Here is a 14813-nt window from a genome sequence, read left to right as displayed (position 1 = left end):
AGCACCGGGGGCGCCGCCGTCGGGCCGCGGCTGAGCGCGAACGTCTCGCCGGAGGGCGTCGGCGTGGGACGGGCGGGTGGTTCGGGAGCGGAGGAGCTGGGAGGCGTTGACAGCGGAAGGCGCGGGTTCCTAATCTCGTCTACATAAGGAATCGCCGTCTACATATGAAGACGAGATGCTCATGACTTCGACTTCGTCCGGGGACGCCTCGGCGCAGGACGTCAGCCGCTTCGCCGCCCGGCTCGGCGAACGGATGGACGCCGGTGTGCTGTCCTTCCCGCTCACCTCGTTCACCGAGGCAGGCGAGCTCGACCTCGCAGGCCTGCGGACCTACCTGGAAGGTCAGGCCGAAGCCGACCCCGCCGCGTTCTTCATCGCCTGCGGCACCGGCGAGTTCTTCTCGCTGACCCCAGACGAGTACTCGTGCGTGGTGCGGACCGCCGTCGAGGTCTCCGACGGCCGGATTCCGGTGCTCGCGGGCGTCGGCTACGGCTGGGCGGTGGCGCGCCAGTTCGCCGAACGCGCCGTCGACGCCGGTGCCGCCGCCGGGCTGCTGATGCCGCACTACCTGGTCAAAGCCCCGCAGGACGGCCTGGTCGAGCAAGTGCGCAAGGTCGCCGAGCACACCTCGCTGCCGCTGATCGCCTACCAGCGCGACTACGTCCGGTTCAGCGCCGAGAGCGCGGCGCGGCTCGCCGAGATTCCCACCGTCGTCGGCATCAAGGACGGCCACAGCGACCTCGACGGACTCCAGCGCATCAAGCTGAGCACCCCGGCGGACTTCCTGTTCTTCAACGGAGCCGCCACCGCCGAGATGCAGGCCCGCGCCTACTCGGCGATCGGCATCAGCCCCTACTCCTCGGCGGTGCACGCGTTCGCCCCCGAGATCGCGAAGGCCTTCTTCGCCGCGCTGCGCGCCGACGAGCAGGAGCGCGTCGACGAACTGCTGCGCGAGTTCTACTTCCCGCTGGTCGAGCTCCGGGACCGCGAAGCCGGGTACGCGGTGTCGCTGGTCAAGGCCGGCGCGCGGCTGCGCGGCCTGCCCGTCGGCCCGGTGCGGGCGCCGCTGGTCGATCCCTCCGCCACCGACATCGCCGACCTCGACAAGCTGATCAAGACGGGCCTGGCGCTCGTCGACCAGGCCTGAGCAGGGAGAACCCCATGTCCGAGAGCACCCGCATCGCCGAGGTCCGCGTCACCCCGATCCTGATCAGCGACCCGCCGCTGCTGAACGTGCAAGGCGTGCACCAGCCCTACACCCCGCGCACGATCATCGAGGTCGTCACCGACAACAACGTCAGCGGCATCGGCGAGACCTACGGCGACACCGACTACCTGAAGATCGCGCAGGCGTTCGGGCCGAAACTCGTCGGACAACCGCTGACCGCCCGCAACGACCTGTTCGCCCGGGTCTCCGCGGCGGCGGCCGAAGTCGACATCGCGCAGATCGACAACACCGTCGTCGCCGAAGGCCTCCGCGGCGCCCGCACCGAGGTGAAGCTGGTGCACAGCGTCGTGTCGGGATTCGAGGTGGCGCTGCTCGACGCGCTGGGGCACGAGACCGGATTACCGGTGCACGCGCTGCTCGGCGGCAAGGTCCGGGACCGGGTGGAGTACAGCGGCTACCTGTTCTACCGCTGGGCCGAGCACCCCGTCGCGGGCGAGCCCCAGGACGACTGGGGAGCGGCGCTGGACCCGGCGGGCGTCGTCGAGCAGGCGCGGCGGTTCGCCGACCGCTACGGGTTCAAGTCCTTCAAGCTCAAGGGCGGCGCCTTCGCCCCGGAGCAGGAGGTGGCGGCGATCCACGCGCTGCACGAGGCTTTCCCGGACGCCCCGCTGCGGCTGGACCCCAACGGGGCCTGGTCGGTGCAGACCAGCCTCGAGGTCGCCGCGGCGCTCGAAGGCGTCGCGGAATACCTGGAGGACCCCACCGCGGGCACCGGCCAGATGGCGCAGGTCGCCGCGAAGACGAGCCTGCCGCTGGCCACCAACATGTGCGTGACCGCGATCGACGAGGTCCCCGCCGCGTTCACCAGCGACGCCGTGCAGGTGGTGCTCTCCGATCACCACTACTGGGGCGGGCTGCGCGCGACGCAGGACCTGGCCGCGGTGTGCCGCACCTACGGCAAGCAGCTCTCCATGCACTCCAACACGCACCTGGGCATCAGCCTCGCCGCGATGACCCACGTCGCGGCCACCATCCCGGAGCTGTACTACGCGTGCGACACGCACCGGCCGTGGCAGACCGAGGACGTCATCACTGTGCCGCACACCTTCACCGACGGCGCCGTCGACGTCACCGACACGCCCGGCCTGGGCGTCGAACTCGACCGGGAGTCGCTGGCGGCGCTGCACCGGCGCTGGCTCGACAGCGACGTGCGCGACCGCGATGACGCCGCCGCGATGCGCCGCGTGCACCCGGACTGGACTGCCCCCGCCTTCCCGGTCTGGTGACGCAGACCATCCCCGGGCGAGCCGGTCGGGCGGCGGCGCCTCGGCGTTCCTCCCACGAGGACAGCGGGAGGAACGCCGAGAACACGTGGTGCCGATCGCTCCGGTGATCGCCGCTCAGCGGCTTCCCGCTGACCGGACAACGAACGAAAAACGGTGTACATCGGCGGGCGGACGTCGCGCGCTGATGACCGAAACATCCTCGGAGAGACGTCAATGACGACGGTGCCGCCGAAGTCCGCAGCGGACGAGGCCGTGCTCAGCAGCGCGGTCGGCAAGTTCTTCCGACGCATGATCCCGCTCGTGGTGCTCATGCTGATCATCAACCAGATGGACCGCACGAACATCGGGTTCGTGCGCGGCGACCTGGAAGCCGACCTGGGCATCGGGGCCGCGGCCTACGGGCTCGGGGCCGGGCTGTTCTTCGTCGCCTACGCCCTGTTCGAAGTGCCCAGCAACATGCTCATGGAGCGCTTCGGCGCTCGGGTCTGGCTGACCCGCATCATGATCAGCTGGGGCGTGGTGGTGTTCGCGATGGCGTTCATCACCGACACCACCACGTTCTACGCGATGCGGTTCCTGCTGGGCGTCGCCGAGGCGGGATTCTTCCCCGGCGTCATGTACTACTTCACCCGCTGGCTGCCCGACCAGTACCGCGGCCGGGCCGTCGCGATCTTCCTGGGCGGCTCCGCCGGGGCCTACGTGGTGACCGGACCGGTCAGCGGCGCACTGCTGGAGCTCGATGGCGTCGCCGGACTGGCGGGCTGGAAGTGGATGTTCCTGTGCCAAGGCGTGCTGTCGGTCGTGATCGGCGTCGTCGCCGGGTTCTTCCTGGTGTCCCGCATCGGCGACGCGAAGTGGCTCAGCACCGAGGAGAAAGCGGCGCTGCGGGACGCGGTCGCCGCCGACGACGCGCGGCGCGACGACGCGGGAGAGCAGGTCTCCAAGCTGCGGCTGCTGGTGAACCCGCAGGTCCTGCTGCTGTGCTTCATCTTCTTCGCCATCTCGCTGACCGGGTACACGATCACGTTCTGGCTGCCCAGCCTGGTCGACGGCATCGGCGGATTGCCGGACTTCGGCGTCGGGCTCGTGACGGCGATCCCCTGGGCGTGCGCGATCGCGGCGATGTACGCGATGGGCCGGTTCACCGACCGAACCGGTGTCCGGCGGCCGTACGTCACGGCGGCGCTGCTGGTGGCCGCGCTCGGCACGTTCCTCACCACGCTGGGCGGCCCGTGGTTCGGAGTGCTGGCGATGTGCGTGGCCGCGATCGGATTCAAGTGCTCGGCATCGATCTTCTGGCCGATCGCCCAGCAAGGGCTCGACGGCAAGATCGTGGCGCCGGGCATCGCCCTGGTGAACTCGCTGGGCAACCTCGGCGGCTTCGTCGCGCCCACGGTGATCGGGTTCCTGGAGGAATCGACCGGGTCCACCACGGTCGGCCTCTACGGGCTGTCGATCGCGTCGCTGCTCGCGGCGGGCCTGGCCACGCTGATCGGCCGCACCCGGCAGGTGGACCCCGCGCCCGGCTGAGGATTGCGCGGCGGGCCGGGACCGGTGCGTCCCGCACCCGCCGCGCGCAGTGCCCTTCGGGGGCTGCGGGCACCGCCGATGTGTACGGTGTTGCTTTGCGGAAAAGGCGTGGTGGCCGGGGGTTTTCCGGTCGCAGGGGAGTGCGTGATGAGCGGCATGGCGGACGGGCAGAAAGGGGTGCGGGACGTCAAATCGGCGGCCCGCACGGTGGAAGTCCTGGAGGTGCTGGGCGGCCTCGACGGCGAACCGGTGAACCTGCGCGAACTCGCCGAACGCACCCAGGTCCCGCGCAGCAGCCTCTACGCCCTGCTGCAGACGCTCGTCGCGCGTGGCTGGGTCCGCACCGACGCCACCGGCTCGCTGTACGGGATCGGGGTGCGGGCGCTGCTGGTCGGCACCTCCTACATCGACGGGGACCTGCGCGTCGCCGAGATCAAGCCGTACCTGGACGACCTGGTGGCCGACCTCGGGGAGACGGTGCACTTCGCCCGGCTCGACGGCGCCGACGTGGTCTACCTGCTGACCCGCGAGTCCAAGCACCACCTGCGCCCGTTCAGCCGGGTCGGCAGGCGCCTCCCGGCGAGCGCGACCTCGCTCGGCAAAGCACTGCTGGCCGAGCGGGAGGACGCCGAGATCGACGAACTGCTGCCGGATCCGCTGCCGAAGTTCACCGAGTCGACCCTCGACCGCGCTGAGCTGAAGGCGGACCTGGCCGCCACGCGGGAGCGCGGCTACGCCATCGAACGGGAGGAGAGCAACGTCGGCGTGCACTGCATCGGCGTGGCACTGCGCTACGACGGGCCGGTGCAGGACGCGATCAGCTGCTCGATGCCGACTGCGCGGGTGACCCCGGAGATCCAGCAGGACGCCGTCGAGCGGATGTTGCGGGCTCGCGACGAAATCGAACGAGCAGCCCTCCGCTGGCCGACTTCACAGGTCTCTTGGCGGTGATGTTCTTTTCTTCTTTTGCTTCGGTGGTCGGGTGGCATTGGTGGTCACTGCTCAGCGGCTTCGCCGCTGACAGGACAATGATCGAAATGCGCTTGGCGTGGGGCGTTCTTGGTTTGTCCACAGTGGATTTTTCCTGCTGATGTTGGTCGTCGGGTGCAATTCGATTCGTCCGGGTGGGGCTTGTCGGGGGCGGTGGGTGGCGGCAGGCTCGGAATCGGTGGGAGTCCGGTCAGGGGAACGGGCTGAGGGGAGCGTCCGATGGGGCGGGGCGAACGACGGTGTGATGCGGGTGCGGCCGGTCCGGTCGTGCCCGAGCAGGGGGTGCCGGAGTCCGCCGCGCCGCCGAGGGTGCCCGCGGTTCCCGCTGCCAGAGAGCCGGAGGCCGGGCGGAAATCCGGTTCCGAGTTCTCCCTCCACGCGATTCCGGGAGTGGACGTGCAGCACGCCAACGCCGCGCGGATGTACGACTACGCGCTCAACGGCGACCACAACTTCAAGATCGACCGCGAGGTGGCGGACAAGGTGTTCGCGGTGATGCCCAGCGGGCCCGCCGTCGCCCGGTCGAACCGCGCGTTCCTGCGCCGCGCCGTGGAGTTCTGCGTCGACGAGGGGATCGACCAGTTCCTCGACCTCGGTTCGGGCATCCCCACCCGCGGCAACACCCACGAGATCGCGCAGGTGCGGAATCCGGACGCGCGCGTGGTGTACGTCGACAACGAACCGGTGGCCGCCGCGCACACCCGCCAGCTGCTGCAGGGCAACCCGAACGCGGCGATGGTGCAGGCCGACGTCCGCGATCCGGCGGCGGTGCTCGCCGCCGAACCGACGCGGGAGCTGCTCGACTTCTCCCGTCCGGTCGGGGTGCTGATGGTGGCGGTGCTGCACTACGTCAGCGATGCGGACGGGATCGAGGACATGCTCGCCGCGTACCGCGGCCAGTGCTCGCGCGGCAGCTTCCTGGTGGTCTCGCACACGACGCAGGACCACGTGCCCGACAAGGCGCGCGCGCTGCGGGAGGTGCTGGCGAAGTCCGGCACCGAGGTGACCCATCGCGATCACGCCGGGGTGCGCGCGGTGTTCGACGGATGGCGGCTGGTGGAACCGGGCGTGGTGTGGACTCCGCAATGGCGGGGTCCGCAGCCGGAACCGGACGACCCCGCGCCGGAGGAATCGGAGACGTGGTGCGGGGTCGCCGAATTGATCTGACCACGCGAGTCCTCTGTGGACTCCGCGAGTTCCGCGCGGAATTTCCCACCATGTGAACATTTTCCTGCGCTGGGAGGGGCAGCCCGGTTCACATCATGACATATGTCATTGCCATGGCTAATTTTCGCGAGCCCCGCGGTCGGTTAGTCTCCGATTCGAATCGGTAGTGCCCGAACGAATCAGCGGGCACCGTTCCCGCGTCCCGCCCTTCCCGGTGCGGCCGGACGCGTCGTGTCGAGGATCGGAGTCGCACCGATGAGTCGCGCGCACCCCGCCGGGCGCGGGGGACCGCACCCCGCCCGCCGATCGGAGCCGGCGTGAGCGGAGTGCTCACCGGCTTCACGGTCATCGGAGCCATCATCGCCGTCGGCTACCTGGTGGCGTGGCGCGGATCCCTCGGCGAACACGGCCAAGAAGTGCTGAGCAGGCTCGCGTTCTCCGTCGGCACCCCCGCGCTGCTGTTCACGACGCTGGCCCGCGCCGACCTGTCCGTGATCGCCTCGCTGCCGCTGCTGATCACCGCGCTGAGCACGTTCGTCGTCGCGGGCCTGTTCGTGGCGGTCGGGGTGATCCGCGGCTGGGACGTCGGACGCACGACGATCGGCGCGCTGTGCTCCAGCTACGTCAACTCCGGCAACCTCGGCATCCCGATCGCGGTCTACGTGCTCGGCGACGCCTCGCTGGTCGCCCCGGTGCTGCTGCTGCAGCAACTCGTCATCACACCGGTGGCGCTGGCGGTGCTGGACCTCTCGCGGCCCGGCGCGCGCACCTCGTGGACCGCCCGGATCACCGCGCCGTTCCGGAACCCGGTGGTGCTCGGCTCGCTCGGCGGCGTGGCGGTCGCCGCGACCGGCCTGCACGTCCCGGACGCCGTGTACGACCCGATCAACCTGCTCGGCGGCATGGCGGTGCCGGGCGTGCTGCTGGCGTTCGGGATCTCGCTGCGCGGCGCGAGCCTGCCGGGGCGCAGCCCGGAGAAGCGCGTCGTGTTCCTGACCGTGGCGTTGAAGTCGGTCGTGCAGCCGCTCGTGGCCTGGGTGCTCGGGCACTTCGCGTTCGGCCTCGGGCAGGCGGAGCTGTTCGCGGTCGTCGTGACCTCCGCGCTCCCGGCCGCGCAGAACCTGTTCACCTACGCGGCCCGCTACGAGACCTCACTGGTGCTGGCGCGCGAGTCGGTGCTGCTGTCGACCATCCTCGCGGTACCGGGAATCGGCGTGATCGCCGCCTTGCTCGGGTAGCGGTCCGCTCACCGCAGGGTCGTCGTGCGCACGAAGCTCAACGACTGCGGCCAGGAGTGCAGGTAGGCCTCCGCGTTGACCGGCTTCGACTGCCGGGCGCGGGCGCTGAAACCGTGCTCGGCGCCCGGGTAGGTGTGCACGATGCTCGCCCCGTGGGAGCGGCCGGTGAGCGCCGCGTTGAGCGCGTCGAAGCTCTCCCGCGGCACCAGCTCGTCGGCACCGGGGTAGTGCATCATCACCGGCGCGTCGATGCGGGCGGCGTGCTCGGCCGCGTCGAGCGCGTGGTTCGGCGCCGCCGGGATCGGCACCGTCGGGTGGTAGGCGATCACGTTGGCGAGCCGCTTGTCCCGCGCGCCGAGCAGCAGCGCGAACCGGCCGCCGAGGCACCAGCCGATCACCCCGACCCGCGTCAGGCCGAGCTCGTTGAACATGTGCGAGAGCAGCCGTTGCTGCTCGGCCAGCGCCGCCTCGTCGTCGAGCCGGCCCATCAGCCGCACCAGCTCCTCGTGCCCGGTGTCGTCCGCGCTCGGGCCGTCCCACGGGTCCCAGGACAGCGCGGTGACCCCGGCCTCGGCGAGGTCCGCGGCGAACTCGCGGACCTGCTCGCCGATGCCGGTCAGCATCGGCAGCAGCAACATCCCGCCGCCCCCGTCCACCTCGGGCCGCGCCAGGTAAGCGCGGGAGGTGCCGACCGCGACGTACTCTCCGGTGATCTCCTCAGCCATGCGTCCACCCTAGGCATCCCCGGCGGGACGAGCGGCTCGGGCGGGTGCGGGCCGGCGCGGCCGATGATCCACGATGGGCGGTGCGCCCCGACGACCGCAGTGGAGGACACCCGTGGCACCCGAGTCCGTCCGGTACGAGTTCGACTCCGGCATCGCAGTGCTGACCTTGGACGATCCGCCGATGAACCTGGTGTCGCTGGAGACGACCCGCGCGTTGGAGGCCGCGCTGGACGCGGTCGAGCGCGACGCCGCGCGGGTCGTGATCGTGACCGGCGCGGGCGAGCGGGCGTTCTGCGCGGGCTCGGACGTCACCGAGTTCCCCGCGATGATGCGGCCCGGCGAGGTCGTGGACAAGAAGCTGCGCAGGCAGAACGCGGCGTTCAACCGGCTCGCCGAGCTGCCGGTGCCGACGATCGCCGCGCTCGGCGGGCTCACCTACGGCGGCGGGCTGGAGATCGCGGTGTGCTGCGACCTGCTCATCGCGGAGCGCCACGTCCGGTTGGCGTTGCCGGAGATCAAGCTCGGCATCTTCCCCGGCAGCGGGGGCACGTTCCGCGTGACCCGGCGGGTCGGCCAGGTCCGGGCGAAGGAGCTGATGCTGTTCGGCGAGCCCATCGACGCGGACACCGCGTTGTCCTGGGGGCTGCTGAACCAGGTCGTGGAGCGCGGCGAAGCGCTCCGCACCGCGAAGGAGTGGGCGACGACGCTGGCGCGCCGTCCGCGCACCTCGCTGCGCCTGTGCAAGGCGCTGATCAACGCCACCGACGACGAGAGCGACGAGGAGATGCTGCGCCGCTCCTTGGCAGCCAGCGATCAGGCGTTCACCTCCGCCGAGTGCGACGAGGGCGTCCGGGCCTTCCTCGCCAAGCGCACCCCCGACTTCACCACCTCCGGCTGACCGGCCTCCCGAAGGACGCGCACGCCCCGACTCCGCTCCGCACCACCCGGCTGGGCCTCACCCACCCCCACCCCGCAATTTCGCGAGAAATCAAAGCCCGCCGGTCCCTGGCGCTCCGCCACGGCAAGGGCAAAACACCAGTGCATGGCGTTGGGGTCATGGGTGTTCCTGGGCGAACGGGATGTGATCTCGCGAGAAATTGCGGACCGGTGCGGAGGCCGGGGACACGAATGGGCGTCGGTGGGCCGGGGGAGTGCCGGGTCAGCGGGTGCCTTCGCGGACCACGACGACAGGGCAGGGGGCGTGCTGCACGCAGTGCTGGCCCACCGACCCGAGCAGGGCCCCGGTGAAGCCGCCGTGGCCCCGGCTGCCGACGACGAGCAGATCGGCGCCCGCGGCCGCGTCGAGCAGCGCCTTCGCCGGGCTGCCCTGCGCGACGACGCGCTCCACGGGAACCCGCGACTCGGCGGCGACGTCGTGCACCGCCTCCCGCAGCGTCTGCGCCGTGACGTGACCGGCGTCCTCCGGCGCCCAGCCGTAGATGGGGGAGAGGTCCCACGCCATCAGCGCGGTGATCGCGCCTCCCGTGAGGTCCGCGTGCCACAGCGCCCAGCGCAGCGCGGCGCGGGACGAGGCTGACCCGTCCACTCCGGTCACGATCTGATAGGTCTCGGTCATGTTCGCCCTCCCTGTGGCAGCTTCACCGTGCCGCACCTCCCGAGTGGTCGCATCGCGGCGCTGAGCAGGGACGATCACCTCGGGCCAGGATTCGGCGACGGCTGCGGGGTGATCCCGATCGCATTCCCAACCTGTTGGATTGGGTTTACGGCGGTGTCGCGGCCTGGCTACGTTCTCCCCATGCCGCAGCGGCCGATGCTCACCACCCGGGATCACGTGGACCTGTCCCGGGTGTCCTCGGCGCTCTGTCACCGCTGACCCGGCCCGGTCCCGCCGGCTCGTTCCGGCGCCGCTGACCCCTCTCCTTCTTCGCGGCAGTCCTCCGCGGACGAATGCCGTCCCCGCTCATCCCGCGCGGCGCCCCCGCCCGCGCGCTCCTGTTGGAGGCTCCATGTCGACCCGCTCCACGCGGCGTTCCTTCTTGACCAAGCTGGCCGTCGCCCCGATCGCCCTGAGCCCGCTCGCCGCGGCGGCCTGCGGCGGGAACTCCGCGGTACGCGAGGACGGCAGCGTCGACCTCACCAAGGTCACGTTGACCATCGGCGACCAGGCGGGCATCCAGCAATCGCTGGTGGAGGCCGCAGGCGTGCTCGACGGCAAGCAGTACGAGGTGCGCTGGTCCCAGTTCGCCGCCGCCGCTCCGCTGCTGGAGGCGCTGCGCAGCGGAGCGGTCGACATCGGGTTGGCGGGCGACGCGCCGACGCTCAACGCACTCGGCTCCGGAGCCGACATCAAGATCGTCTCGGCGACCCGGTCCGTGCGGCAGTACGGACTGGCCATCGTGGTGCCGCAGGGATCGCCGATCACCTCGGTCGCCGACCTGCGCGGCAAGACCGTCTCGCCCACGACACCCGGCAGCGTGGGGCACTACCTGCTGCTCAGCGCATTGCGCGAGGCGGGAGTGCCCGCGAACGAGGTGCGGATCAGCTTCCTGGAACCGGTCAACGCCAGCGCCGCGCTGAGCTCCGGAGCCATCGACGCCTGGTCCACCTGGGACCCGTACACCGCGGCGGCCCAGCTCGACCAGGGCGCGACCGTGCTGCGCGACGCGAACGGCCTCGCCCACGGCCTGAGCTTCATCAACGCCTACCAGGAGGCCCTCGACGATCCGGGCCGCCGCGCGGCCGTGCGCGACTTCGTCGGGCGGTACAACAAGGCGCTCGACTGGGCGCGCGCGGAGCCGGCGGAGAACGCGCGGATCTACGGCGAGCTCAGCCACCGCCCGCCGAACGTGGCCCGGCTCGTCTCCGACCGCTCGCAGCGCACCGGCGGGCCCGTCGACGACCAGGTGATCGCCCAGCTGCAGGAGGTCGCCGACAACTACCGGGAGTTCGGCGTGCTGCGCGAGCACCTGGCCATCGCCGAGCACGTCGACCGCGGCCTGTACTGAGCGGGGACGCGACGATGACCGCAGAACTGCACCTGGCCCTCTACCTGAGCGACGCCGGGATCCACGCGGGCGGCTGGCGCCATCCCGCCGCCGACGCGCCCGGCGACCACGGCCTGGACCACTACCGGCGGCTCACCGAGGCGGCCGAGCGGGCGAAGCTGGACCTGGTGTTCATCGCGGACAAGCTCGCCGTCGACGACATCTACGGCGGAGACTTCGCCACCGTGCTGGAACACCGGCCGAACACCCACCTCGACCCGATCGTGCTGCTGTCGGCGTTGTCGTCGGTGACCGAGCGGATCGGGCTGGCCGCGACGGCGTCGACGACCTACTCGGAGCCGTTCCACGTGGCGCGGATGTTCGCCAGCATCGACCACCTCAGCGGCGGGCGAGCGGCGTGGAACGCGGTGACCTCGGTCAGCGACGGCGAGGCGCGCAACTTCAACCGCACCGAGCACCTCGACCACGGGACCCGCTACGAGCGCGCGGCGGAGTTCCTCACCGCGGTGCGCGCGCTGTGGGACACCTGGGACGACGGCGCGGTGCTCGCCGACCAGCGGGCCGGGCGGTTCGCCGATGCGGGCAAGGTCCGCTACGCCGATCACGACGGGGAGTGGTTCCAGGTCCGCGGGCCGCTGACGGTGCCGCGCCCGCCCCAAGGGCGCCCGGTGATCGTCCAAGCGGGCGCGTCCGGGGTGTTCCAGCGGCTCGCGGCCGAGAACGCCGATCTCGTGTTCGCGGTCGCGCCCACCCTGGAACGCGGCGTGGAGTTCTACCGCGGGTTCAAGCAGCAGGTGCGGGAAGCGGGCCGGGCCGAGCACGAGGTCCGGGTGCTGCCGGGGATCATGCCGATCGTCGGCGAGACCGACGAGCACGCCGCGGAGATCGAGCGGGAGCTGCGGTCGCTGGTGCTGCCCATCGCGGGCCTCACCTTCATGTCCGCCAGCATGAACCACGACCTGTCGCGCTACCCGGTGGACGGGCCGGTGCCCGACGTCCGCGACGAGATCCGCGGCAGCAAGGGCCGGTTCCAGCACGTGATCGCCGATGCCGTCGAACGCGGTCTCACGCTCGGCGAGCTGGGTGCGGAGTACGCCGCGACGCTGTCGTTCCCGCTGGTCGCCGGATCACCGGTGACGATCGCGGACGAGCTGCAGCGCTGGCGCGAAGCAGGTGCCTGCGACGGTTTCGTCCTGATGCCCGCCTACGTGCCGGGCGGGGTGACGGACTTCTTCGATCACGTGGTCCCGGAGCTCCAGCGCCGAGGATTATTCCGCACGGAGTATCGCGGTCGTACCCTGCGCGATCACCTCGGTGTTGATCGTCCTTGACCAGCACCGAGGTGATCGTGGGGCTGATCAGGGCTGCTTGCGTCCGACGCCCGCCCAGATCGCGGCTTGACCGGACTCGCTGAAGTCCAGTTCCGGCGAGAAGTTCGGGCTGCGGTCCTCCGGGTGCCAGTCCGTCGTCCACGCCATGCCCGGTTCGAGCATTTCGAAGTCGCCGAACAGCTCGCGGATCTGCTGCTGGCTGCGCCAGATCACCGGGCTGGAGGAGTTGTCGTACATCTGCTTGATGCCGACGAGCTGCTCGTCGAGCTCGGCGGGCACCCCGTCATCGGTCAGGTGCGACAGCGCCAGGTAGGAGCCGGGCGGGAGCAGTTCCCGGTACCGCTTCATGACCTGCGGCGAGATGTCCTCGCCGTCCGGGCCGGGCTGCTGCACGTGCAGCACCGCGATGAGCAGGATGGCGACCGGCTGCTCCAGGTCCAGCACACCGGTCTCGATCGCGCGCTGCCACAACCGCTCCGGGTTGCGGAAGTCCGCGTTGATCGCCGCGTGGCGCCCGGGGTCGCCGTGCTTCTCCAGCAGCACCTGGGAGTGCGCCACCGCGACCGGCTCGTGGTCGACGTAGACGACCTTGGACCCGGGCTCCACCTCGTCGGCCACCGAGTGCGTGTTGCCCATCGTGGGCACCCCGGAGCCGATGTCGATGAACTGGTGCACCCCGCGGGCCACGAGGTGGCGCACCGCGCGGTGCAGGAAGAGTCGATTGCTGATCGCGATGGGGCGTAACAACGGGTATTCGTTGATCACGTGCTGACCGAATTCGCGGTCGATGGCCCAGTTCGCCTTGCCGCCGAGATACCAGTCGTATACCCGGGCGACGCTCGGTTTGGTCAGATCCGCACTCTGCGGGGGGAACGGGTCCTCGTCAACATCGCTCATACGTATGGTCCTTCAGTCACAACCGGGTGATCTTGCGACGAATCGTAACCCCTAGAACGCTGAGTGTGAGCGGGGGCCGTTCGGGTGAAATATTCGACAACGCACGTGGTCAGGGGGTTGTCCGGAACTGGACGCGCGAATGCGGCCGGTGGCCCCGCCAGGGACTCGTCCGGCTCGCGCGAGCGAGGGAGGGCCGCCGCCGCTCCCTCGGCTCGCGCCGAAAGCGAAAATGATCAGAACTTCATCTGCGAGCGGAATTCGGCCGCCAGTCCGCGCAGGAAATCCACCGATTCGTTGAGTTCGAGCGCGGCACCGCGGATTCGGTCCCACGCGTCGACGAACAGCTCGAAGTCCCCCTCGTCGTCCAGGTAAATGCCGCCCGCGGCGTGTTCGATGAACACGAAGTCCTTGGTGGCGTCCGGGAAGCGCATGATCGTGAAGTCGTTCGGCGTGAACGCGAGGCGCACGTCGAACGGCAGCACGTGGATGAAGGTGCGCGAATAGCGCTCGCCCAGGTCCAGCAGGTGCTCGACCTGGTCGAGGGCGACCGACGGGTTCGGGCCGCCGGGCATCCGCCGGAACGCCGCCTCACCGATCACGAACCGGTAGTACGGCGGGCGATCCAGGTCGAACACCTGCTTGCGGTCCTGCCGGTTGCGGACCAGCGAGGTCACGTCCGTGGCGCGGTCCTCGCTGAACTGGGTGAGCATGTAGTGCTCGGACTGCAGCGGACCTGGGATCCGCTCGCCGTGCCAGCTCAGGATCTCACCGGCGGCGGGCTCCAGGTCCGTGAAGGTCCGGAACCAGTGCGGCACCGCGGAGCGGTACCCGGACCACTGCCCGCGCTGCCCGGTGCTGGACCGGGCCAGTTCCAGCATCAGCTCCGACTGCGCGTCGCTGCACTGGAACGCCTCCAGCATCTGCTTGAGCTCGGCCTGCTTGACCGCCACCGCGCCGGACTCGATCTTGTTGACCTTGCCCTGCCGGCAGCCCAGCAGCTCGGCGACCTCTTGTTGGGTCATCCCCACCGTCATCCGCGCTCGGCGGATCTCGTTGCCGAGCTGTCTGCGCCGCGACGTCACCGTGCTCGGCACTCGGAATCTCCGCTCTACGTTCAAAGTCTCGACCAGCAGATCATGTTAACCGAGTACGCTCACCCGGGCGTGGTCCCCGGCGGGTTGCCGGCGAGATCCGCACATTCACTCTTCAGGGGAATAATCGTCGTCGCTTCCCGCGCCGATGGTGATCACGTCAGGTCGAACGCGCCTCCGCGGGTCCCGGACAGGAAAGAACGCCACTGCTCGGCGTTGAACACCAGGACCCCGTCGGCGATGTTCTTGCTGTCGCGGACTCCGACGTGGCCGCCGGCCACGGGGTGGTTGACCTCAACGCAGTTGCCGCCGTTGGGTCCGCAGCGGTTGGCGGCCGTCCAGCCGCGCCGGGGGAAGTACGAGGTCGTTGGGGCCGGGTCCGGTGCGTGCACGTGGCGCTCCCTCCACACTGTTCAGTTCAGCT

The 14813-nt window shown here is 70.3% G+C and carries 15 protein-coding genes; 10 read left to right on the top strand and 5 right to left on the bottom strand.

What is annotated here, in order from left to right; all coding sequences use genetic code 11:
- Window positions 1-181: 181 nt before the first annotated feature.
- From ACWD38_RS07280 to ACWD38_RS07255, 6 genes are all read left to right on the top strand, one after another.
- On the top strand, window positions 182-1147 hold the full coding sequence (locus ACWD38_RS07280) for a 5-dehydro-4-deoxyglucarate dehydratase (protein ID WP_343071350.1): 966 nt from the start codon (window positions 182-184) through the stop codon (window positions 1145-1147).
- Window positions 1148-1161: 14 nt separating this feature from the next.
- Window positions 1162-2454: an enolase C-terminal domain-like protein gene (locus tag ACWD38_RS07275; RefSeq protein ID WP_450123579.1), complete on the top strand. Its 1293-nt coding sequence runs from the start codon at window positions 1162-1164 to the stop codon at window positions 2452-2454.
- A gap of 213 nt (window positions 2455-2667) precedes the next feature.
- A complete protein-coding gene (locus ACWD38_RS07270; RefSeq protein ID WP_450123578.1) occupies window positions 2668-3984 on the top strand; it encodes an MFS transporter in 1317 nt (438 codons plus the stop codon).
- A 147-nt stretch (window positions 3985-4131) separates the two neighbouring features.
- Window positions 4132-4935, top strand: coding sequence for an IclR family transcriptional regulator (locus tag ACWD38_RS07265; protein WP_246456756.1), 804 nt, complete (start codon window positions 4132-4134; stop codon window positions 4933-4935).
- 306 nt (window positions 4936-5241) lie between these two features.
- Window positions 5242-6141 carry an SAM-dependent methyltransferase gene (locus ACWD38_RS07260; protein WP_450123577.1) on the top strand — a complete coding sequence of 300 codons (900 nt, stop codon included), beginning with the start codon at window positions 5242-5244 and terminating at the stop codon, window positions 6139-6141.
- A gap of 317 nt (window positions 6142-6458) precedes the next feature.
- A complete protein-coding gene (locus ACWD38_RS07255) occupies window positions 6459-7379 on the top strand; it encodes an AEC family transporter (protein ID WP_184478962.1) in 921 nt (306 codons plus the stop codon).
- Between the two features lie 8 nt (window positions 7380-7387).
- Here the strand turns inward: ACWD38_RS07255 and ACWD38_RS07250 are convergent, their stop codons facing one another.
- Window positions 7388-8104: a dienelactone hydrolase family protein gene (locus ACWD38_RS07250; RefSeq protein WP_184478963.1), complete on the bottom strand. Its 717-nt coding sequence runs from the start codon at window positions 8102-8104 to the stop codon at window positions 7388-7390.
- Window positions 8105-8216: 112 nt separating this feature from the next.
- Between ACWD38_RS07250 and ACWD38_RS07245 the strand changes: the two genes are divergently transcribed.
- Entirely contained in the window at window positions 8217-9002 is a 786-nt protein-coding gene (locus ACWD38_RS07245) for an enoyl-CoA hydratase/isomerase family protein (RefSeq protein WP_450123576.1), read from the top strand.
- Window positions 9003-9263: 261 nt separating this feature from the next.
- Here the strand turns inward: ACWD38_RS07245 and ACWD38_RS07240 are convergent, their stop codons facing one another.
- A complete protein-coding gene (locus ACWD38_RS07240; RefSeq protein ID WP_184478965.1) occupies window positions 9264-9680 on the bottom strand; it encodes a universal stress protein in 417 nt (138 codons plus the stop codon).
- 180 nt (window positions 9681-9860) lie between these two features.
- Between ACWD38_RS07240 and ACWD38_RS07235 the strand changes: the two genes are divergently transcribed.
- The 3 genes from ACWD38_RS07235 (at window position 9861) to ACWD38_RS07225 (ending at window position 12401) form a co-directional block, all read left to right on the top strand.
- A complete protein-coding gene (locus ACWD38_RS07235; protein WP_425503603.1) occupies window positions 9861-9938 on the top strand; it encodes a putative leader peptide in 78 nt (25 codons plus the stop codon).
- A 133-nt stretch (window positions 9939-10071) separates the two neighbouring features.
- Window positions 10072-11070, top strand: a complete 999-nt coding sequence (locus ACWD38_RS07230; RefSeq protein WP_184478966.1) for an ABC transporter substrate-binding protein — start codon at window positions 10072-10074, stop codon at window positions 11068-11070.
- Between the two features lie 14 nt (window positions 11071-11084).
- The gene (locus tag ACWD38_RS07225) at window positions 11085-12401 is read left to right on the top strand and encodes an LLM class flavin-dependent oxidoreductase (RefSeq protein WP_221315786.1); all 1317 of its coding nucleotides are present in this window, start codon (window positions 11085-11087) and stop codon (window positions 12399-12401) included.
- 27 nt (window positions 12402-12428) lie between these two features.
- Here the strand turns inward: ACWD38_RS07225 and ACWD38_RS07220 are convergent, their stop codons facing one another.
- The 3 genes from ACWD38_RS07220 to ACWD38_RS07210 form a co-directional block, all read right to left on the bottom strand.
- Window positions 12429-13298, bottom strand: a complete 870-nt coding sequence (locus tag ACWD38_RS07220) for an SAM-dependent methyltransferase (RefSeq protein ID WP_184478967.1) — start codon at window positions 13296-13298, stop codon at window positions 12429-12431.
- Window positions 13299-13531: 233 nt separating this feature from the next.
- Window positions 13532-14392 (bottom strand): Scr1 family TA system antitoxin-like transcriptional regulator, encoded by an 861-nt coding sequence (locus tag ACWD38_RS07215; RefSeq protein ID WP_184478968.1) that lies wholly within the window; start codon window positions 14390-14392, stop codon window positions 13532-13534.
- Between the two features lie 152 nt (window positions 14393-14544).
- Complete coding sequence (locus tag ACWD38_RS07210; protein WP_184478969.1) at window positions 14545-14781, bottom strand: DUF397 domain-containing protein; 237 nt, start codon at window positions 14779-14781, stop codon at window positions 14545-14547.
- Window positions 14782-14813 lie beyond the last annotated feature (32 nt).

This window comes from Saccharopolyspora sp. NPDC002578 (assembly GCF_053592695.1).
The sequence above is the reverse complement of the archived record's forward strand: the minus strand, read 5'-3'. Positions and strand labels throughout refer to the sequence as shown.